Origin of the sequence: Streptomyces sp. 13-12-16, from assembly GCF_002114215.1 — a bacterium.
Lineage (GTDB): Bacteria > Actinomycetota > Actinomycetes > Streptomycetales > Streptomycetaceae > Streptomyces.
The window spans coordinates 1-18,432 of sequence record NZ_NCTE01000034.1 but is presented as its reverse complement, the minus strand read 5'-3'; the positions used below and the strand labels follow the sequence as shown (position 1 = coordinate 18,432).

Genomic DNA, 18,432 nt, shown 5'->3' with positions numbered 1-18,432 from the left:
GCGGCTGCGGCCGGTCACCGCGCACCCCGTACCTGGACTGCGCGGGCCCGGCGGGCCGGGACTGCGGGGCCGGACCGTTGAACTCGGCGCGGCGGGCGGCGCGGCGCCGGGTCTCGCAGAGCAGGCACAGGTCCGGGGCGCTCTCGTCGACCGGTCCGGTCGGGTGCTCGGCGCAGCGCGTGCTGGGCGCGGCCGTGGTGACGCTCTCCTCCAGCAGGTCCAGGGCCCGCCGCAGGTCGTCCTTCACTTCGTGCAGCCGGGCGTCCGGGGTGTCGGCGGACAGCGCCTCGCCGTGCTCCCCGAGCACGCGCAGGGCGCGGCCCAGGGCGGTGAGCTGCGCGTGGTTCATGGTTCGTCTCCGGGTCGGGTGCTCTCCAGTATCCGCCCACGGATTCCTGCTACTCCCGCGCCCTGGTGAGCGCCGCGCGCAGACGGCCGTCGGACTCCGCGAGCAGGCGGGCGGCCGTCGGGCCGTCCACGTCCGCCAGGATCACCAGGATCGCGTGCTTGACCTCGCCGTCCGTGGCGGTCAGGGCCCGCTCGACGACGTCGTCCGCCGCGCCCGTCGCCTGCGCGACGATGCGGCGGGAGCGGGCGCGCAGCTTCTCGTTGGAGGCCCGCACGTCGACCATCAGGTTCCCGTACGTCTTGCCCAGCCGGATCATCGTGATCGTGGACAGCATGTTCAGCACCAGCTTCTGCGCCGTACCGGCCTTCAGGCGCGTGGAGCCGGTGAGGAACTCCGGGCCCACGACGACCTCGATGCCGTGCTCGGCCGCCGCCGCCAGCGCGCTGCCCCGGTTGCAGGCCAGGCCCACGGTGAGGGCACCGCGCGCACGGGCGTACGCGACGGCGCCGACCGCGTACGGGGTCCGGCCGGAGGCGGAGACACCGACCACCGTGTCGTCGGCGGTCAGCTCCAGCGCGGCCAGGTCGGCCTCGGCCAGTTCGCGCGAGTCCTCGGCACCCTCCACCGAGGTGACCATGGCGTCGGGCCCGCCCGCGATGAGGCCGACGACCCGCGCCGGGTCGGTGTTGAAGGTCGGCGGACACTCGGAGGCGTCCAGCACCCCCAGCCGGCCGGCGGTACCCGCGCCCGCGTAGACCAGCCGCCCGCCCCGGGCCATCCGCTCGGCGACGGCGTCGATCGCGGCGGCGATCACCGGCACCTGCTCGCCCACGGCACCGGCCACCGTGGCGTCCTCGCCGTTCATCAGCCGCGCGATGTCGAGCGTCGGCAACCGGTCGACGTCCGCCAGCTCGGGCCGGAACGCCTCGGTGGTCAGTGTCTCCAGTTGGGCACGGAGGTCGTGGTGAGAAGTAGACATGACGGTGACTTTCCAGCTCGGGGTGGGAGAGCTCCCCCCAGGGGCGCGGGGCTGTGACATGTGCGGCTCCGCCGCGTGGGCGCGACCGGCCCAGGGCCGGCCGCGGTCGAAACACAGGACCAGACCCTAGGGGCTCTTACGAGGCACCCGGTGCCGGTGCGCCAGAGCCTCGTACGACGCGGCCAGCGAAGGTGCCGCCGACTCGTACGTCCGCTGGGCGACCCCCACGAACAGGCAGTCCACCACCAGCAACTGCCCCGTCCGGGACGACATCGCGGCCGGCCGCAACTCGCTCTCCCGGGCCGTGGACGTGGTCAGGACGTGATCGGCGTACTGCGTGACGGGACCGTCCGGGCGTCCGGTGACCGCCACCGTCGTCGCCCCGTGCTCGAAGGCGACCCGGAGCGGTTCGATGACGTCCCCGGTCGACCCGGAGTGCGTGATGGCGATCGCCACGTCCCCCGACCGCAACTGCACCGCGTTGGTGACGGCGAGGTGCGGATCGCTGTGGGCGTGCGCCATCAGGCCTATGCGCAGCAGCTTCTGGGTGAGGTCCTGGGCGACGAGCCCCGACGCGCCGACGCCGTACACATCGGTGCGGCGGGCCCCGGCCAGGGCGGTCACGGCCGCCGCGAGCTGCACGGTGTCCAGTCCGGCCGCGGTGTCGGCGAGGGTCTGCTGCTCGTCGTAGGCGAGTTTCGCCACGACGTCGGCTATGGGGTCGTCCACCGCGATGTCGGTGGTGATGGCGGGCGCGCGCCCGGACTGCTGCTGGGCGGCGAGCCCGGCCAGGGCGAGGCGCAGATCGCGGTAGCCGGGATAGCCGAGCAGGCGGGCGGTGCGTACGACGGTGGCCTCGCTGGTGCCGGTGAGTTCGGCGAGTCCGGTGACCGTGAGGGCCGCGCAGCCGGCCGGGTCGTCGGCGACGGCCTCGGCGACCCGCTGCATGGAACGGGTCATCGACGGAGCCAGCGTGCGCACCTTGGCCGCCAGGGCGGCGGGCGCGGGAGGGGAGGGCGTACCGCCGCCCGAACCGTTCCCGAAAATTTCCTTCACCTCACGGGTCACGGTGTGAAAGATATTTTCGTTCCGGTCGTGCGGTCAAGAGTGCGCACAATGGGGACATGGACCCCCACGGCGAACCCGGCGCCCCCGGACCTCACCCGGTCAGCTCCCTGGAACAAGCCTTGCACGCGGCGCGCGCCCTCGTGCTCGCCGATCTGGCCGCGCGCGAGGTCGCCGAGGCGGACGTGGTCTCCCTCGTCGAGGAGTCCGTCACGCACCGGCGCTGGTGGGTGGAACAGTGGCCGGACGGCGCCGGGTTCCTCGCCGGCCTGGTCGCCCAGGACGTGCAGGACGCCCTGCTGGAGCGGCACGGGCGCTGGCCGCTGTGTCCGGTCTGCGGCACCGGCGACCCGCACGCGCTGGACGTGGAACCGGAACTCGGCCCCGATCCGCACTGGGTGTGCCACAAGGCGGGCGTGAAGGTCGCGGCGGTGGGCCGGCTGGGCGGAGCGGTCCCCTCGTGACCGTGTACATCGACCCGCCCACCTGGCCGGGCCACGGCCGGATGTGGTCCCACCTCGTCAGCGACCTCTCCTACGAGGAACTGCACGCCTTCGCCGACCGCCTGGGCGTCCCCCGCCGCGCCTTCGAGCGCGACCACTACGACGTCCCCGCCCACCGGTACGCCGACGCGGTGCGCGCGGGAGCGGTCGAGGTCGGCAGCCGTGAGGTGGTGCGGCTGCTGCACGGGGCGGGGCTGCGGCGCCGCAAGGGCGCGGCTCAGCCGCGGAGTTCGTAGGTGGTCCGTCCCAGGTCCTCGAAGGCCGGGACGAAGCCGGCCCGGGTGGCGACCTTCCGCGAGGGCGCGTTCCCGTGGTCGATCACGGCGACCACGGCCCGTACGCCGTCCTGCTCCAGTGCCCAGCGCGACAACGTGCGCAGCGCCTCGGTGGCGTAACCGTGACCGCGGGCGTCCGCGACGAGGTCGTAGCCGATCTCCACGCGGCCGTCCCCGCCGGGGGCGGCGTGGAAGCCCATCGCACCCACCGCGCGGTCGTCGTCCCGCCGGACCAGCACGTACATGCCCCACTCCGGGTGGAACACGCCCTCCTCGTACTGCTTGACCATGATCCCGGCGCCTTCGCGGGTGCCGTCGGCGGCGGCCCCGCCGACCCACTCGTAGCCGCCGTCACCCGCCAGGGACAGGGCGGCGGCGGTCGCCGGGGTGACGCCCTCCAGGGTCAGCCGCTCCGACCGGAGCACGGGGTTGTTGCCCCACTTCCACTCGGTGACGGGTTCGCGGCCCGGCAGGTCGCCGCGCCCGGTGGCCCACAGCAGCGTCCGCCACGGCGTGGGACCCGGCTTGACCCGCGGGAAGATGCGGGTGAGGACGAAGGAGGCCAGTTCGGCGGGCGGTTCGTAGCCGATCCCCATTCCCTCGGCGATGTCGTACGTGTGCAGCAGCACCTCGGCCACGCCCATCGCGGCGAAGCCCTCACGGTTGGCGTGCCGGAAGGGGAACGGGTGGAAGGCGCGGACCGCGCGCGGGGTGGTGCGGACCGCGGCGGCGAGCAGGGCTCCGGTCGTGGTGATCACCTGGAGGGTACCGGCGTTGTCGGCGGGGTCCAGGCCGTCCTCGGTGCCGTCGATGGTGATCTCGAACGGCGTGTACGCGTCCTGCGTCCGCCCGGCGAGCTGCCCCGCGTACGCGATGAGGTCGCTCGCGATGTGCGCCGCCGTCCTCCGGCAGCTCCACTCCAGCCGCCCCGCCCTCACCTCCGTCCAGTCCCGGTCGGTGACCGCCCCCAGCGCCGCCACGCAGTCCGCGACGGCTTCCTCGACCTGTTCCGCTCCCACAGCACGCATGCGGGGCAGGCTAGGCGGGCGGCACCGCCGGGGTCGACAGCATTTCCAGCTCGCCGCGCATGTTGTAGCGGGCGGTGGCCTCCCAGTGCTCCTGGCCGTAGGGCGTGCGGAACAGCCGTGGCAGGGCGAGGAGTTGCCGCAGCACGTCCGCCCGTCCCTCGCGGAAGGCCTCGTTCGGCACGAAGTGGTACTCCTCGCGGACGGCGGCGGTGTAGGCGGCGTACGACGACGGCGACGCGGCGAGGACCGCGAGGTCGGCGTCGCACAGCACCTGCCCGTCCCGGTCGTCGTCGGCCGGATCGTGCGTGACGGTGAGCCGCACCAGCCGGGCCACCTCGGCGGTCTTCTCCGCGGACAGCCCGGCCTCGGGGAGCGCCCGCTCGGCGAGCCGGGCGGAGCGCTCCTCGTTCTCCGACCGCTCCGGCAGGTAGACCGCGTCGTGGAACCAGGCGGCGAGCCGTACGACGTCCGGGTCGTCGGCGTACTCCTCCAGCACGTCGATGCGGTCCAGGACGGCGGTCAGGTGGGTGAGCGTGTGGTAGTGCCGCTGGGGCTCCTGCCAGCGGCGCAGCAGCGCGTCGGCGTACGGCAACGGGTCCGGACCGCCACCGGACCCGCGGGTCCCTTCCAGGGTGCGGACGAAACGGGCACGCAGGGCTTCGGTGTCGGCCATACCGTCATTCTTCCCGGTGCGTGCCCGCTCCGTGGCCCTGGAAGAGCTTCCTCAAGCTGCGAGGCCCGCATCCGGGATGGCACGGGCGCGCAGAGTGCGGAAGACGACCTCCAGGGCGTCGATCTCGTCGTCGGTGAAGTGGTCGTCGATGACCCCGCGACTGCTGAAGAGGTTGTTCTCGTACAGGTCGCGGATGCCGATGAGCCCGTTGGCCGCCACGTACCGGACCATGAGGCCGACGAGGTCGATCTGGTCGGCAGAGAGGTCGTGGTCGGCGATGAAACCGGAGAAGGCCTCCTGCGCCGCCTCCCGGTCCAGACCCCCGATGCGGCGCAGGAACACACCGAGACCGCCGTCGGCCGCGCGCTTCTGCTCCAGGTCCTCGGCGGAGGCGACCCCCTCGGTGAGGAAGACCTCCTCCAGGGCGGCCAGGTCCTCGGCCGTGACCTGCTCGTTCTCGCGCAGCTTGCGGACGGCCTCCTGCTCGCGGTGGGTCTGGAGGTGGGCGCGGGCCTTCTGCTTGAAGCGCTCCTCGTCCGTGCCGACGGGCAGGCCCTTGAGCTCGACCTCAGTCAGGTCTCCGTGGTCCTCCGCTATGTCCGTGTAGACGATCTTCCGGGCGGCCGGAGCGTCGACCAGGTGGGCCAGGCCGCGCACGCGGCGCCGTACGTGCTCCAGCATCGGGACGGTCACGTTCTGCCACCACGCGTCGTCCGTGATGGCCTCCAGCAGGTCGGCCTGGTCCCGGACGACGGGGATGTTGGTCTTGCCGAGGAGGTCGTCCGCGAGTTCCTTTTCCCGCGGAGCGGAGCAGGCGGAGCCGCATCGCCTTCAGGGCGATGCGATGTTCCGGAAAAAGGGGATGGCGAGCTTGGTCATGAGATGGGCGTGCGTGCGGGGGTTGATCGCTCGTTCGGGTGAGCCGGGTGGGAATCGAAGAGGGAAGCGGGTGTCGGGGCTACGTTTGGCGACATGTCACGTTTCCGGATGTACCCGACGGGTGAGCAGGAGCGGCGGATGCTGCTGCACTGCGCGCACGCGCGGTATGTGTGGAACCTGGCCGTCGAGCAGCACGCGTGCTGGCGGCCGGGCCGTAGGTCCGCTCCCGGGTTCGCGGAGCAGTGCCGTCAGCTGACCGAGGCGCGGCGGGAGAACGCGTGGCTGGCCGTGGGGAACGCGGACGTGCAGCAGCAGGCGTTGCAGGACTTCGCCAAGGCCAGGACGGCCCGGTTTGCCTCCGGGTTCGGTGAGCCGACCTGGCGCCGGAAGCATGTGCACGAGGGCTTCCGAGTGATCGGCACCGACCGCGTTCCGGAGTCCAACCCGGACGGTTCGCCGAAGCTGAACGCCAAGGGTAAGCAGGTGATGGGCCGGTCGGTGGTGGTGCAGAGGCTGAACCGGCGGTGGGCGCGGGTGAAGGTGCCCGGCTGCGGCTGGGTGCGCTTCCGCCTCACCCGCACCGAGCTGCCGCAGGCGAAGACGTTCCGGGTCACCTTCCGCACCGGCCGGTGGCACATCGCCTTCGCCATCGTCCCCGACCCCATTCCGGCACCAGAGCCGGGTGAGGTCATCGGGATCGACCGGGGCGTGAAGATCACCGCCGCTCTGTCCGACGGCCGGAGGCTGAACTGTCCCCAGCTCACCACCCGCGAGCGCGCGCAGATCCGCAAGCACCAGCGACGGGCGGCCCGCGCCCCGAAGGGCAGCGACCGTAAGCGGGCCGAGTACGCGAAGGTGGCCAGGCTGAAGGCGCGGGAGGCGGACCGGCGCAAGGACTGGTGCGAGAAGACCAGCACCATGCTCGCCCGCACCTGCCGCCTGATCCGGTTCGAGAAACTGAACATCACGACCATGACCCGCTCGGCGAAGGGAACCGTCGAGCAGCCCGGTACGCGGGTGCGGCAGAAGGCGGGGCTGAACCGGGGCATCCTGGCGCAGGGCTGGGGTCTGCTGCGCCGCCGTACCGGTGAGAAGGCCCCCGGGCGGGTGGAGGACGTACCCGCCCCGTACACGTCGCTGCGGTGCAGTGCCTGCGGCTGGATCGAGAAGGACTCGCGCAAGAGCCAAGCCGAGTTCGCCTGCGTATCCTGCGGGTTCACCTGCAACGCCGACGAGAACGCAGCAGTGAACGTCGCGGCAGGACAGGGCGGGATCCCCCGCCCCCGGCGTGCAGCCGGTGCCGGAGGGGTGACAGCGGCTACCAGCCGTTCGAGCGCCCGTGAACCCCAACCCGTCAGGGTTGAAATCCCCCTCCCTTGAGGAGGGGGAGGATGTCAATTCACCGGAGGGCCCTGCGCCGAGCTGGTCCTCGTCGGCGCCGCCGCGGCTCAGGGGATCTACGAACTGGAGACGATCGTCGCCGTGGGGGACCGGGACCGGGGGGTCGTTCCCCCGTGCGGCCGGTGCCGGCAGGTTCTGCTCGACTACTTTCCCGGGCTCGGGGTCATAGTCGGCGAGGGCGAGGACGTCCGTACCGTTCCCATCGCCGAACTGCTGCCCGTGGGTTATGTCTGGGCCGACCACCAGGTCGACGCCCGGTAGGCCGCGCGCCTCCGCCGCACTAGCGTGGGCGGCATGACGACTCCTGCGGATGTGCGGAACGTACGAGACCCCGAACTGCCCGGCCGGCTGCTGACCGTCGAGCGGGACGCGCTGATCCCGTTGCTGCGGGGGAGGGCCGACGGGGACTTCGCGCTGCCGGTGGCGGCGTGTCCGGGATGGACGGTGCGGGACGTGCTGGCGCACTGTTCGGCCGCGTTCACCCGGGTCCTGGAGCGGCGGTTCGAGGACGGGGTGTTCTCGCCCGGGAGCAACGAGCGCGACATCGCCGAGCGGGCCGAGTGGACGAACGCCCGGGTCGTGGACGAGCTGGAGCGCGGGATGACCGAGGCCGGACCGCTGATCGCCAGGGCGGGCGGGGCGCTGGACGTGCTCGCGCTGGGCGAGTGGGTGCACGCCGGGGACGTGCGGGTCGCGTTCGGGGAGGCGGGGGCGTACGGGGGCGCGGGGCTGCCGTACGCGCTCGCCCTGCTGGGGCAGGTGACCGGCCGGAAGGGCCACCTGCCGCTGCACGCCGACCTCGACGACGCCGACGAGCCGCTGCGGCTGGGCGTCGCCACGGGGGAACGCCCCCCGGCCCGCTACATCGGGGACGGGCCGACCCTCGTACGGCTGTACGCGGGGCGTCCGGTGGACGGTGCCGCGTACGAGCTGGCCGGGGCGGAGGCGGCGGAGCTGAACATTTTCGGGGACTGAGCGGAGGGGCGGGGCAGCCCCGGGCGGGCGGTCGGGCGTAGTCTTGGATTGGACTAGACCTGTAGTCGCCGTCTGATGCCGAGGAATGGGGTCCCATGAGCAAGCGTGCAGTCCTGGAGGTGATCGCCCTCGACGTCGAGGACGCGGTGGCCGCCCAGGCCGGAGGTGCGGACCGCCTCGAGCTGGTGACCGACATGGCGGCGGACGGGCTGACGCCCTCGGTGGCGACCGTCGCGGGGATCCGGGCGGCCGTGGACATCCCGGCGCGGGTGATGCTGCGGCTGGCGGACGGGTTCGCGGCGGGGGACGTCGAGCGGCTGGTGGGTGCCGCGTACGAGATGCGCGAGGCCGGGGCCGAGGAGTTCGTGCTCGGGTTCCTCGGCCCGGACGGCGATGTGGATCTGGGGGCGGTGGAGCGGGTCGCCTGTGCGCTGGAGGGGTGCCGGTGGACGTTCCACCGGGCCATCGACCGGGCCGCCGACCGGGGGGCTCTGCGCAAGCAGCTCGACGGGGTGCCGGGGCTGGACACCTACCTGACGGCCGGGTCGGCCGATGGTGTGGACGCGGGGTTGCCCGTCCTGCTCGCGGAGGCGCGGCGGCGGGGGGAGCCGGGGTACGAGCAGCGGTTGCTGGTGGGGGGCGGGCTGGGGCTGGAGCACGTGCCGACGCTGTTGGACGCGGGGATCGATGCTTTCCACATCGGCGGGGCGGCCCGTCCCGGAGGGTGGGGCGGGCCGGTGTCGGCGGAGGCCGTTGCCGAGTGGCGGCGGGTGCTGGGGGGCTGAACGGGGCTGCGGCTGGGCGGGGGCGGGTCGCGCTGCCCGGCGCTTGCGGGGTGCCTCCCCCGCTCTCGGCTTCTCCCCCACTCTCGGCTTCTCCCCCACTCTCGGCTTCTCCCCCACTCTCGGCTTCGCTCGAGCGGGGGGACCCCCATGAGCGGGGGGACCCCCATGAGCGGGGGGACCCCCATGAGCGGGGGGACCCCCATGAGCGGGAGGTACCCCCACCGCCCACCCGTGCCGCCCCAGCGGCGCGGCTGTACGCGGGAGCGGCGGTGGGTGGCGGCCTGCGGGAGCGGGTTATGTCAGTTGCTCCGGCAGGGGCGCGCTGTGGGTGACGATCAGGCCCGAGACCGCTCGGGTGAGGGCCACGTACAGGCGGCGGAGGCCGGTGCGTTCGTCGGGTTCGGCGTCCACCACCGCGCGGGGTTCGTCCAGGAGGACGTAGTCGTACTCCAGGCCCTTCGCGAGGGAGGCCGGGACCAGGGTGAGGCGGGTCGTGCGGGTCGTCTCCTCGCCGGGGGCGACGAAGGTGATGCCCGCCGCCGTCAGCGCCTCCGCCAGTTCCGGGACGCGGATGTCCGCCGCGATCAGGCCCACCGAACCCTCGTTGCGCAGGAGTTCGCGGCAGGCGGACACCACGTCGTCCGTCCCCCCGGACCGGCGGACCTCGAAGAAGCCCGGGTTCTCGCGGATCGACGCCACCGGGGTCAGCCCCGGCGCGATGTGCGGCAGGAGCCGGGAGGCGTAGGTGATGACGTCCGTGGGGACGCGGAAACCGGCCGTCAACTCCTCGATCACCGCGTCCTGTTTGCCCAGGTGGCGCAGGGCCTCGTCCCAACTGCGCGTCGCCCAGGGCGTGGTGCCCTGGGCCAGGTCGCCGAGGACGGTCGCCGAACCGGTCGTGCAGCGCCGGCCCACCGCCCGGTACTGCATGGGGGACAGGTCCTGTGCCTCGTCGAGCACCACGTGCCCGAGCGAGTGCGTGCGCTGGATCAGGTCGGCCGCCTCGTCGATCAGCACGGCGTCCGCCGCCGACCACTTCGCCGACTTCACCGAGCGGGCGGGCTTCGCCCACAGGATCGTCTTCCGCTCCTGCTCGTCGAGCAGGCCCTCCGCGTGTTCCGCCAGGAACTCCGCGTCGCCCAGCAGCCGCAGTACCAGCTTCGCCGGGTCGACGGCCGGCCAGACCGCCTTCACCGCCGCCTTCACCGCGGCGTTGCGGGCCACCGCGTCCTGGACCCGGTCGTCCGGTGCCTCGCCCGCCCGCTCCATCTGCACCAGCACGGCGTGCGCGACGCGCTGCGGGAGGGCGTCGCGGGCCGCGCCGTAGCGGATGCCGCGGTCGAGCAACTGCCGGACGATCTCCTCCAGTTCGTACGCCGGGACCCGCCAGCGGCGTGAACCGCGCACGACGACGACCGGCTCGGTGGGCATCGTGACGTGCGCGTAGAGGGCCCTGCGCAGGACCTCCGCCATCCGGGCGTCGCCCTTGACCACGGCCGCCGGCGCGTCGTCCGTCCCGCGCACCTCCACGTGCGCCACCAGGTCGTCCACCGTGGCCTGCGCGACCGTCAGCTCGCCCAGCGCGGGCAGCACCTGCTCGATGTAGTGCAGGAAGGAGCGGTTCGGGCCGACGACCAGGGTGCCGGTGCGGGCCAGCCGCTCGCGGTGGGCGTAGAGGAGGTAGGCGACCCGGTGCAGGCCGACGGCCGTCTTCCCGGTGCCGGGTCCCCCTTGTACGCAGACGCTGCCGGAGAGGCCCGACCGTACGATCTCGTCCTGCTCCGGCTGGATCGTCGCGACGATGTCCCGCATCGGGCCGACGCGCGGACGCTCGATCTCCTGCTGGAGCAGCCTGCTGGTGGTCGCCGCCTCGGTGGGGTCGGACAGGTGCTCGTCCTCGTACGCGGTGAGGTCGCCGCCGGTGTAGCCGAAGCGGCGGCGCAGCCCGACGTCCATCGGGTCCTTCTTGGACGCCCGGTAGAACGGCTGCGACACCGGCGCACGCCAGTCGATCACCATCGGGTCGCCGTCCGCGTCGTGCACGTGCCGGCGCCCGATGTAGAAGCTTTCGCCCTCCGCGCCCTCGGCCTGTTCGGCGCCGGGGGAGTGCAGGTAGTCGAGGCGGCCGAAGAACAGCGGGGTGTCGCTGAGGTCGGCCAGCGCCTTGATGCGCTCGTCGATCTGGTGCGCCAGCGCGGCCGCGTTGACCCAGTTCGCCGTGACGTCGCTGATGTCGAGGGCCTCGACGTCCTCGCGCATGGCGCGCAGCGCGGAACGGGACGCGGCGAGGTGGGAGCGTTCGCGGGCGAGCGGGTCGTCCGCGGGGGTGGTCGCGGGACCGTCTACGGGCTCGTCTACCGGTGTGGACGCGGACAAGGGTGTGCCTCCGGGAGAACTGCTGCTGAGGTTGCTGCGAGATACCAGCCGGTTTCCGTCCGGACGGCGGCGCTCCGTGAGGGGAGGCGGGCAAGAGCGGAGATTCTAGGGCGCCGGGCCGGTGCGTTCCAAACCATTTACCGCCCGTCCCCTAGGGGCGGGGGCTCCTGCCTGAGAAGTACGGCCGGCACCGGAGTCGTACGCGGAGGGTCCGCGGACCGGTCCCTCCGGCCGATGCCCGTGCCGCGGCCGGAGGGCGACCATGGAGGCATGAGCGCAGCGACCCTCAACCCCACCACACCGCCGGTGCGGCCGACCGGCGCGACCTCGGCGCAGGGCGGTCACCCGCACCGCCTCGGCGATGCCCTGCGCGCCGTGAGGGTGTTCCTCGGCGCCGCCTTCGACGTGATCGTCCTCGGCGAGTACGGCGAGGAGGCGGGCGTCCGCCGCAGGTAGGCGGCGCCCCTCACTCGACCGTGCCCCTCACCCGACCGTGCCGTCCGAGGTCGTTCCGGGTTTCGTGTGAAGGACCTCGCGGGCCTGTTCGGCGGCGCGGGTGATCGCCTCCGAGATGAAGTCGAGGTAGCGGGCGATGTTCTCCAGGCGCGTGGCGGCCGGTGTGCCGCGCCCCATGATGTCTACGCCCTGGCGTGAGGTCTCGGCGACCTGGGCGGTGGACCGGGCGCTGGCCATCATCGACTGGTGCCAGATGTCGTCGTCGACGCCGTAGCGCTCACGGCGGCCTTCCTCGCGTTCCCGGCGGATGAGCCCTTGGCCCTCCAGGAACGTGACCGCCTTGGAGACGGACGCCGGGGAGACATCGAGGCGCTGGGCGAGTTCGGCGGCGGTGAGGCTGCCGCTGTCGGAGAGGGTCAGACAGGCCATGACCCTGGCCATCATCCTGGGCGTGCCCGACGCTATGAAGACGGTGGTGAGCGTCTCCTCGTACGCGCGCACGGCCTCCGGGTCGCGGCCGTGGTCCTCCGTGAGTGCCTTCGGCCCTCGCACCGCGGTCTGCCTGCGCCGGTGGGCGCGGCGCTCGGTGGCGCGGTGGGCCAGGTCCGCGCGGTAGGCGGTGGGTCCGCCGTTGCGCATCACCTCGCGCGTGATCGTCGAGGTGGGACGGTCCAGCCGTCTGGCGATCTCCGCGTAGGCGAGCCCGTCGGCCAGCCCCGTCGCGATCTGCTGGCGTTCCTGCTGGGTGAGCCTGCCTCCTGGCAACGCGGTCTCCTTCGTGGTCCGTGGTGGCTCCAGCATAGCGTTCACTCTCAATTCATTGCAACGAGTCGAGCTCGTTCGTTGCGTTAGATTCCAATCCGTTGCAACGATATTGCCGCTCTGAGCTGCGTAAATCAGATTACTGTGCAACGAAGTTGTTGCCACAATCATGAACGCAACGTAGCGTTTCCGGTGTCAGAAACGACAACCCGAAGGAGCGCACGATGCAGTTCGACACCCCCGCCCCCGTCTCGGTCGTCCTCGACGTCCCCGCCGGCCGCATCCGGTTCATCGCCGCCGACCGGGCCGACACCGTGGTCGAGGTCCTGCCCGCGGACGCGACGAAGAGCCGCGACACGAAGGCGGCGGAGCAGACCAGGGTCGAGTACGGCGGCGGAGTCCTGCGGATCGACGGCCCGCCGGCGAGGAACCAGATCCTCGGCCCGTCCGGATCCGTCGAGATCACCGTCCAGCTGCCCGCCGGCTCCCACGTCGAGGCGAAGGCCGCCGGCGCGGAGCTGCGGGGCGTCGGCCGGCTCGGCGACGTCGTCTTCGAGAGCGCGCAGGGCCCGGTCAAGCTCGACGAGACCGCGAGCGCCCGCCTCGCCGTCCTCGCCGGTGACGTCTCGGTCGGACGCCTGGGCGGCCCCGCCGAGATCAGCACCCAGAAGGGCGACATCCGCGTCACCGAGGCCGTGCGCGGCACGGTCACGCTGCGCACCGAGCACGGCGACATCGCCGTCGGTGCCGCCCGCGGGGTCTCCGCCTCCCTCGACGCCGGCACCGGCTACGGCCGGGTCCACAACACGCTCAGGAACGCCGACGGCGCCGCCGCCGGCCTGGCCGTCCACGCGACCACCGCCTACGGCGACATCACCGCCCGCAGCCTGTGATCACCCGCTGTCCGTAAAGGAGAACCACCATGACCGGCTTGGCCATCGCGGCGCACGGGCTGCGCAAGTCCTACGGCGACAGGACCGTCCTCGACGGCGTCGACCTGACCGTCCCGGAAGGCACGGTCTTCTCCCTGCTCGGCCCGAACGGCGCCGGCAAGACCACCGTCGTCAAGATCCTCTCCACCCTCATCACCGCGGACGCGGGCGACCTGCGCGTCGGCGGCCACGACCTCACCACCGACCCCCGGGCCGTGCGCGCCGCGATAGGCGTCACCGGTCAGTTCTCCGCCGTCGACGGCCTGATCACCGGCGAGGAGAACATGCTCCTCATGGCCGACCTGCACCACCTCCCCAAGCGCGAGGGACGGCGGGTGGCCGCCGAGCTGCTGGAGCGGTTCGACCTGGTGGAGGCCGCGAAGAAGCCCGCCTCCACCTACTCGGGCGGCATGAAGCGCCGCCTCGACATCGCCATGACCCTGGTCGGCGACCCGCGGATCATCTTCCTCGACGAACCGACCACCGGCCTCGACCCGCGCAGCCGCCACAACATGTGGCAGATCATCCGCGGGCTGGTCGCCGACGGGGTGACGGTCTTCCTCACCACCCAGTACCTGGAGGAGGCCGACGAACTCGCCCACCGCATCGCCGTACTGCACGACGGCACGATCGCCGCCGAGGGCACCGCCGAGGAACTCAAGCGGATCGTCCCCGGCGGACACGTCCGGCTCCGCTTCACCGACCCGGCCGGCTACCGGTCCGCCGCCTCCGCCCTGCGCGAGGCGACCGGGGACGACGAATCCCTCACCCTCCGGGTCCCCAGCGACGGCAGCCAGCGCGAGCTGCGCGCCGTACTCGACCGGCTCGACTCCGCCGGCGTCGAGGCGGACGAACTGACCGTGCACACCCCCGACCTCGACGACGTCTTCTTCGCCCTGACCGGCGGCGCCGCCGTCCCCGCCCAGCCCAAGGAGGCCGTCCGATGAGCAACCTCGCCCTCGCCGTGCGCGACTCGTCCACGATGCTGCGCCGCAACCTCCTGCACGCCCGGCGCTACCCGTCGCTCACCCTGAACCTGCTGCTCACGCCGATCATGCTGCTGCTGCTCTTCGTCTACATCTTCGGCGACGCGATGAGCGCCGGCCTCGGGGACGGCGGAGGCGACCGGTCCGCGTACATCGCCTACATCGTGCCCGGCCTGCTGCTGATGACCATCGGCTCCACCACGATCGGCACCGCGGTCTCCGTCTCCAACGACATGACCGAGGGCATCATCGCCCGCTTCCGCACGATGGCGATCCACCGGGGCTCGGTGCTCATCGGGCACGTCATCGGCAGCGTGCTGCAGTCGGTCGCCAGCGTGGTCCTCGTCGGCGCCGTGGGCGTGGCCATCGGCTTCCGCTCCACGGACGCCACGGCCCTGGAGTGGCTGGCGGTGTTCGGGCTGCTCGTCCTGTTCGCCCTGGCGCTCACCTGGATCGCCGTCGGCATGGGCCTGATCAGCCCGAACGCCGAGGCCGCCAGCAACAACGCGCTGCCGCTGATCCTGCTGCCACTGCTGTCCAGTGCCTTCGTCCCGGTCGAGGGGATGCCGGGCTGGTTCCAGCCGATCGCCGAGTACCAGCCCTTCACGCCCGCCATCGAGACCCTGCGCGGTCTGCTGCTGGGCACGGAGATCGGCCACAACGGATGGCTGGCCGTGGCCTGGTGCCTGGGTCTGGCGGTGCTCGGCTACTTCTGGTCGGCCGCCAAGTTCGACCAGGACCCGAAGTAGCCCTCGTGAGGGGACGAACCATGTCCCGCGCCTCGGCTCCAGGGGCGGCGTACTCCGACACCACGTCGGTGCACGCCGCCCTCGGCGTTTGAGTACGCCGACGCGTCCCGCTGAGTACCCGCGCCGGTGCGCCGGTCACCGCCCGGCCGCTTCACTGGCCGTATGAGCCACCACCACGCCGCCGCCCCCGCTCCGTCCGCCTGGCAGTACCGGGCCGAGCGGGACCCCCGCGCCTGGGTGGCGCCCACCGTCGCGACCGTGCTCGGGGCGCTGCTGGCACCCGTGGCGTTCCTGTTCGGCGGGCTGTCCGTGATGGCGACCGACAGCTGCGGCCCCGACGACTGCTCGCAGGCGCTGACCGACACCCTGACCGTGATCTTCGGAACCCTGTTCTACGGCGGCGTCCTCGCGGGCGGCGCCTGGCTGGCCTCCTGGCTGCTGCCCTGGACCCGCCGCTGGTCGGTGCCGCGGGCCTGGCTGGCGGGCCTGTCGCTGCTGCCCTGGCTGTTCGTCCTGATGCTGGTGTTCAACCTGCCCGAGGGGTGACGGGCCGGCTCAGTTCTCCGTCAGCAGCTCGTCCGCGTCCATGATCCGGTACGCGTACCCCTGCTCCGCCAGGAACCGCTGGCGGTGCGCCGCGAAGTCCTGGTCGATGGTGTCCCGGGCGACCACGGAGTAGAAGTGGGCCTGGTGCCCGTCCGCCTTGGGCCGCAGCACCCGGCCGAGCCGCTGCGCCTCCTCCTGCCGCGACCCGAAGGTGCCCGACACCTGGATGGCGACCGTCGCCTCCGGCAGGTCGATCGAGAAGTTCGCGACCTTGGACACCACCAGGACGTTGATCTCGCCCTCCCGGAACGCGTCGAACAGCTTCTCCCGCTGGGCGTTCGACGTCTCGCCCTTGATCACCGGCGCGTTCAGGTGCTCGCCCAGTTCGTCGAGCTGGTCGATGTACTGCCCGATGACGAGGATCTGCTGCCCCGCGAACCGCCGGACGATCGCCTCCGTCACCTTCTGCTTGGTCGCCGTCGTCGAACAGAAGCGGTACTTCTCCTCCTGCTCCGCCGTCGCGTACGCCAGCCGCTCGGAGTCGGTGAGGTTGACCCGGACCTCCACGCAGTCGGCCGGGGCGATGTAGCCCTGCGCCTCGATCTCCTTCCACGGCGCGTCGAACCGCTTCGGGCCGATCAGCGAGAACACGTCCGACTCGCGGCCGTCCTCGCGCACCAGGGTGGCCGTCAGGCCGAGCCGCCGCCGGGCCTGGAGATCGGCGGTGAACTTGAAGACCGGCGCGGGCAGCAGGTGCACCTCGTCGTAGAGGATCAGGCCCCAGTCCCGGGAGTCGAACAGCTCCAGGTGGGGGTAGATCCCCTTCCGCTTCGTCGTCAGCACCTGGTACGTGGCGATGGTGACGGGACGGATCTCCTTCCTCGTCCCGCTGTACTCGCCGATCTCGTCCTCGGTCAGCGAGGTCCGCTTCACCAGCTCGTGCTTCCACTGCCGGGCCGAGACGGTGTTGGTGACCAGGATCAGCGTGGTCGACTTCGCCTGCGCCATCGAACCCGCGCCGACCAGCGTCTTGCCCGCGCCGCAGGGCAGGACGACCACACCGGAGCCGCCGTGCCAGAAGTTCTCCACGGCCTGTTTCTGGTACGGGCGCAGCGCCCACCCGTCCTCGACCAGCTCGATGGGGTGCGCCTCGCCGTCCACGTACCCGGCGAGGTCCTCGGCCGGCCAGCCCAGCTTCAGCAGCGTCTGCTTGATCTGCCCGCGCTCCGAGGGGTGCACGACCACCGTGTCGGGGTCGATGCGGGCGCCGACCAGCGGCGCGATCCGCTTGGAGCGCAGCACCTCCTCCAGCACGGGCCGGTCGGTGCTGGTGAGGACGAGGCCGTGCGCCGGGTGCTTGTGCAGGCTGAGCCGGCCGTAGCGGTCCATGGTGTCGGCGATGTCGACGAGCAGCGCGTGCGGCACCGGGTAGCGGCTGTACTGCACCAGCGCGTCCACGACCTGCTCGGCGTCGTGACCGGCCGCCCGCGCGTTCCACAGGCCGAGCGGGGTCACCCGGTAGGTGTGGATGTGCTCGGGCGCCCGCTCCAGCTCGGCGAACGGCGCGATGACACGACGGCAGTCGTCGGCCTGCTCGTGGTCGACCTCGAGGAGCAGGGTCTTGTCGGACTGGACGATGAGCGGACCATTCACGCGCGGCTGCCTTTCTGCGACGGGCTCGGCACGGGCACTTCGGCCAAACCTCCAGTCTGCCCGATCGCGCGCGCTCGTGGTCCTGAGCGGACCGGGCTACGTCGGCGCGGGCAGCGTGAGGTTGTTCACCAGCGGCCCCTCGACGAGCACCCCCTCGGTGAGGAGCGGTTCCCCTCCGGCGGCCGGGATCGGCAGCGGCAGCGCGGCGGCGGCCGGGGTGAGCACCGCGACGAGCGCGAGAGCGGGGAGACAGACGGCCACCGCACGGAACATGGAAGGCACGGGACACCCTTCATTCTCTTCGGGTCGTTCTCTTCGGGCTTCTTCGGATCTCTTGCGACTTCTTCCGGCTTCTTCGGGCGACGGGGACGGGCCGGCCCCGGGGACGAGGGACCGGCCCGCCGTGAACGAGAAACGGAACGGATCAGAGGACGAGACGGGTCAGGACACTGACACGTGTCAGAAGGTCAGGCCTCCGCCGAGGTCGATCCCGACCGCGGCGGCCTCGGCGGCGAACGCTCCGAGCAGCACGGCCGTGGAGGTCAGTACGGCGGCGACGCGACGAACGGCACGCATGGGACTTCCTTTCTGTTGCGTGCGAACGGACCGCGGTGGCTTCCGGGCCCGTTCAGGACATCCGGTGGCTGCCCAACGGCCCGCCGCGGGATGCGCGAGACCCCACAACCTCGCTCATCAGGGGGAACGCCCCGGCGTGGCGTGCATGAAGTCCGCCGTACACCCGAACGGCTCAGCCCTCGTCGTCCGCCAGCTCCGCGGCCCCCGTGATCCTGTGCAGCGGATACGTACGCACCTCGTCCGCGGTGTGGTCGTACGCCGTGACGAAGCCGCCCTCGACCCGGACCGGGGCGATGACGCGCTGGCTGGCGCCACCCTCGGCGTTGACGTAGCCGATCCACAGCGCCTCGCCGGTGAGGACGGCGGCCTGCACGGTGGCGAGGGTCTCGGCGGCGGTCGTCCGCGGCAGCTCCCCGCGGCCCGGCTCGCCCCCGGCGGCCGGTTTGCGCGGGGCGGTGGAGGCCAGGTCGCCGGCGCGGACGGC

20 protein-coding genes and 2 pseudogenes are annotated in these 18,432 nt (G+C 72.3%); 11 read left to right on the top strand and 11 right to left on the bottom strand.

Features of this window, described 5'->3' with window-relative positions; all coding sequences use genetic code 11:
- The 3 genes and pseudogenes from B7767_RS01715 to B7767_RS01705 all read right to left on the bottom strand — a co-directional run.
- Positions 1 to 349: pseudogene (locus B7767_RS01715) on the bottom strand (hypothetical protein); the annotation flags it as partial.
- Between the two features lie 49 nt (positions 350 to 398).
- The gene (murQ, locus tag B7767_RS01710; protein WP_085570521.1) at positions 399 to 1,328 is read right to left on the bottom strand and encodes an N-acetylmuramic acid 6-phosphate etherase; all 930 of its coding nucleotides are present in this window, start codon (positions 1,326 to 1,328) and stop codon (positions 399 to 401) included.
- A 126-nt stretch (positions 1,329 to 1,454) separates the two neighbouring features.
- Positions 1,455 to 2,396: a MurR/RpiR family transcriptional regulator gene (locus tag B7767_RS01705; RefSeq protein WP_085570520.1), complete on the bottom strand. Its 942-nt coding sequence runs from the start codon at positions 2,394 to 2,396 to the stop codon at positions 1,455 to 1,457.
- Positions 2,397 to 2,452: 56 nt separating this feature from the next.
- Here B7767_RS01705 and B7767_RS01700 point away from each other — a divergent pair, with 56 nt between their 5' ends.
- Both B7767_RS01700 and B7767_RS01695 read left to right on the top strand, forming a co-directional pair.
- Positions 2,453 to 2,857, top strand: a complete 405-nt coding sequence (locus tag B7767_RS01700; protein WP_085570519.1) for a hypothetical protein — start codon at positions 2,453 to 2,455, stop codon at positions 2,855 to 2,857.
- The gene (locus B7767_RS01695; RefSeq protein WP_085570518.1) at positions 2,854 to 3,132 is read left to right on the top strand and encodes a DUF4031 domain-containing protein; all 279 of its coding nucleotides are present in this window, start codon (positions 2,854 to 2,856) and stop codon (positions 3,130 to 3,132) included. The genes B7767_RS01700 and B7767_RS01695 overlap by 4 nt, the downstream gene beginning before the upstream one ends.
- Here the strand turns inward: B7767_RS01695 and B7767_RS01690 are convergent.
- Genes B7767_RS01690 through B7767_RS01680 form a run of 3 tightly spaced genes read right to left on the bottom strand, consistent with a single transcriptional unit; the run spans position 3,114 to position 5,565 of the window.
- Positions 3,114 to 4,199, bottom strand: a complete 1,086-nt coding sequence (locus B7767_RS01690) for a GNAT family N-acetyltransferase (protein WP_085570517.1) — start codon at positions 4,197 to 4,199, stop codon at positions 3,114 to 3,116. The genes B7767_RS01695 and B7767_RS01690 overlap by 19 nt on opposite strands.
- Positions 4,200 to 4,209: 10 nt before the next feature.
- The gene (locus B7767_RS01685; protein ID WP_085570516.1) at positions 4,210 to 4,872 is read right to left on the bottom strand and encodes a hypothetical protein; all 663 of its coding nucleotides are present in this window, start codon (positions 4,870 to 4,872) and stop codon (positions 4,210 to 4,212) included.
- A 51-nt stretch (positions 4,873 to 4,923) separates the two neighbouring features.
- Positions 4,924 to 5,565 (bottom strand): type I restriction-modification enzyme R subunit C-terminal domain-containing protein, encoded by a 642-nt coding sequence (locus B7767_RS01680; RefSeq protein WP_085570515.1) that lies wholly within the window; start codon positions 5,563 to 5,565, stop codon positions 4,924 to 4,926.
- 279 nt (positions 5,566 to 5,844) lie between these two features.
- Between B7767_RS01680 and B7767_RS01675 the strand changes: the two genes are divergently transcribed.
- The 4 genes and pseudogenes from B7767_RS01675 to B7767_RS01660 all read left to right on the top strand — a co-directional run bounded on the left by B7767_RS01675 (position 5,845) and on the right by B7767_RS01660 (position 8,912).
- A complete protein-coding gene (locus B7767_RS01675) occupies positions 5,845 to 7,131 on the top strand; it encodes an RNA-guided endonuclease TnpB family protein (RefSeq protein ID WP_085570514.1) in 1,287 nt (428 codons plus the stop codon).
- Positions 7,132 to 7,149: 18 nt separating this feature from the next.
- Positions 7,150 to 7,413, top strand: a pseudogene (locus B7767_RS01670) (cytidine deaminase); the annotation flags it as partial.
- 33 nt (positions 7,414 to 7,446) lie between these two features.
- On the top strand, positions 7,447 to 8,127 hold the full coding sequence (locus B7767_RS01665; protein ID WP_085570513.1) for a maleylpyruvate isomerase family mycothiol-dependent enzyme: 681 nt from the start codon (positions 7,447 to 7,449) through the stop codon (positions 8,125 to 8,127).
- 95 nt (positions 8,128 to 8,222) lie between these two features.
- The gene (locus B7767_RS01660; RefSeq protein WP_085570512.1) at positions 8,223 to 8,912 is read left to right on the top strand and encodes a copper homeostasis protein CutC; all 690 of its coding nucleotides are present in this window, start codon (positions 8,223 to 8,225) and stop codon (positions 8,910 to 8,912) included.
- Between the two features lie 294 nt (positions 8,913 to 9,206).
- Here the strand turns inward: B7767_RS01660 and B7767_RS01655 are convergent, their stop codons facing one another.
- The gene (locus B7767_RS01655; RefSeq protein ID WP_085570511.1) at positions 9,207 to 11,288 is read right to left on the bottom strand and encodes an ATP-binding domain-containing protein; all 2,082 of its coding nucleotides are present in this window, start codon (positions 11,286 to 11,288) and stop codon (positions 9,207 to 9,209) included.
- 270 nt (positions 11,289 to 11,558) lie between these two features.
- Here B7767_RS01655 and B7767_RS01650 point away from each other — a divergent pair, with 270 nt between their 5' ends.
- A complete protein-coding gene (locus B7767_RS01650; RefSeq protein WP_107485734.1) occupies positions 11,559 to 11,744 on the top strand; it encodes a hypothetical protein in 186 nt (61 codons plus the stop codon).
- Positions 11,745 to 11,771: 27 nt separating this feature from the next.
- On the opposite strand, the gene B7767_RS01645 is transcribed toward B7767_RS01650, so the two are convergent.
- Positions 11,772 to 12,509, bottom strand: a complete 738-nt coding sequence (locus tag B7767_RS01645) for a helix-turn-helix domain-containing protein (RefSeq protein ID WP_085570522.1) — start codon at positions 12,507 to 12,509, stop codon at positions 11,772 to 11,774.
- Between the two features lie 221 nt (positions 12,510 to 12,730).
- Between B7767_RS01645 and B7767_RS01640 the strand changes: the two genes are divergently transcribed.
- From B7767_RS01640 to B7767_RS01625, 4 genes are all read left to right on the top strand, one after another.
- Entirely contained in the window at positions 12,731 to 13,399 is a 669-nt protein-coding gene (locus B7767_RS01640; protein WP_085570509.1) for a DUF4097 family beta strand repeat-containing protein, read from the top strand.
- A 29-nt stretch (positions 13,400 to 13,428) separates the two neighbouring features.
- A complete protein-coding gene (locus B7767_RS01635; RefSeq protein WP_085570508.1) occupies positions 13,429 to 14,385 on the top strand; it encodes an ATP-binding cassette domain-containing protein in 957 nt (318 codons plus the stop codon).
- On the top strand, positions 14,382 to 15,173 hold the full coding sequence (locus tag B7767_RS01630) for an ABC transporter permease (RefSeq protein ID WP_085570507.1): 792 nt from the start codon (positions 14,382 to 14,384) through the stop codon (positions 15,171 to 15,173). The genes B7767_RS01635 and B7767_RS01630 overlap by 4 nt, the downstream gene beginning before the upstream one ends.
- A gap of 162 nt (positions 15,174 to 15,335) precedes the next feature.
- Positions 15,336 to 15,719 (top strand): hypothetical protein, encoded by a 384-nt coding sequence (locus B7767_RS01625; protein WP_085570506.1) that lies wholly within the window; start codon positions 15,336 to 15,338, stop codon positions 15,717 to 15,719.
- Positions 15,720 to 15,728: 9 nt separating this feature from the next.
- Here B7767_RS01625 and B7767_RS01620 read toward each other — a convergent pair whose 3' ends face one another.
- The 3 genes from B7767_RS01620 to B7767_RS01615 form a co-directional block, all read right to left on the bottom strand.
- The gene (locus B7767_RS01620) at positions 15,729 to 17,372 is read right to left on the bottom strand and encodes a DNA repair helicase XPB (RefSeq protein ID WP_085570505.1); all 1,644 of its coding nucleotides are present in this window, start codon (positions 17,370 to 17,372) and stop codon (positions 15,729 to 15,731) included.
- Between the two features lie 96 nt (positions 17,373 to 17,468).
- On the bottom strand, positions 17,469 to 17,645 hold the full coding sequence (locus B7767_RS46105) for a hypothetical protein (RefSeq protein ID WP_179166998.1): 177 nt from the start codon (positions 17,643 to 17,645) through the stop codon (positions 17,469 to 17,471).
- Positions 17,646 to 18,120: 475 nt separating this feature from the next.
- Positions 18,121 to 18,432 (bottom strand): WYL domain-containing protein (locus tag B7767_RS01615; RefSeq protein ID WP_143652137.1); only part of this gene is annotated, 312 nt, incomplete at its 5' end.

Excerpts from the sequence above, each read along its gene's own strand:
- B7767_RS01685 (WP_085570516.1), bottom strand. The coding sequence starts at position 4,872 with ATGGCCGACACCGAAGCCCTGCGTGCCCGTTTCGTCCGCACCCTGGAA.
- B7767_RS01690 (WP_085570517.1), bottom strand. The coding sequence starts at position 4,199 with ATGCGTGCTGTGGGAGCGGAACAGGTCGAGGAAGCCGTCGCGGACTGC.
- B7767_RS01675 (WP_085570514.1), top strand. The coding sequence starts at position 5,845 with ATGTCACGTTTCCGGATGTACCCGACGGGTGAGCAGGAGCGGCGGATG.
- B7767_RS46105 (WP_179166998.1), bottom strand. The coding sequence starts at position 17,645 with ATGTTCCGTGCGGTGGCCGTCTGTCTCCCCGCTCTCGCGCTCGTCGCG.
- murQ (WP_085570521.1), bottom strand. The coding sequence starts at position 1,328 with ATGTCTACTTCTCACCACGACCTCCGTGCCCAACTGGAGACACTGACC.
- B7767_RS01625 (WP_085570506.1), top strand. The coding sequence starts at position 15,336 with ATGAGCCACCACCACGCCGCCGCCCCCGCTCCGTCCGCCTGGCAGTAC.
- B7767_RS01660 (WP_085570512.1), top strand. The coding sequence starts at position 8,223 with ATGAGCAAGCGTGCAGTCCTGGAGGTGATCGCCCTCGACGTCGAGGAC.
- B7767_RS01630 (WP_085570507.1), top strand. The coding sequence starts at position 14,382 with ATGAGCAACCTCGCCCTCGCCGTGCGCGACTCGTCCACGATGCTGCGC.
- B7767_RS01640 (WP_085570509.1), top strand. The coding sequence starts at position 12,731 with ATGCAGTTCGACACCCCCGCCCCCGTCTCGGTCGTCCTCGACGTCCCC.
- B7767_RS01665 (WP_085570513.1), top strand. The coding sequence starts at position 7,447 with ATGACGACTCCTGCGGATGTGCGGAACGTACGAGACCCCGAACTGCCC.
- B7767_RS01650 (WP_107485734.1), top strand. The coding sequence starts at position 11,559 with ATGAGCGCAGCGACCCTCAACCCCACCACACCGCCGGTGCGGCCGACC.
- B7767_RS01635 (WP_085570508.1), top strand. The coding sequence starts at position 13,429 with ATGACCGGCTTGGCCATCGCGGCGCACGGGCTGCGCAAGTCCTACGGC.
- B7767_RS01700 (WP_085570519.1), top strand. The coding sequence starts at position 2,453 with ATGGACCCCCACGGCGAACCCGGCGCCCCCGGACCTCACCCGGTCAGC.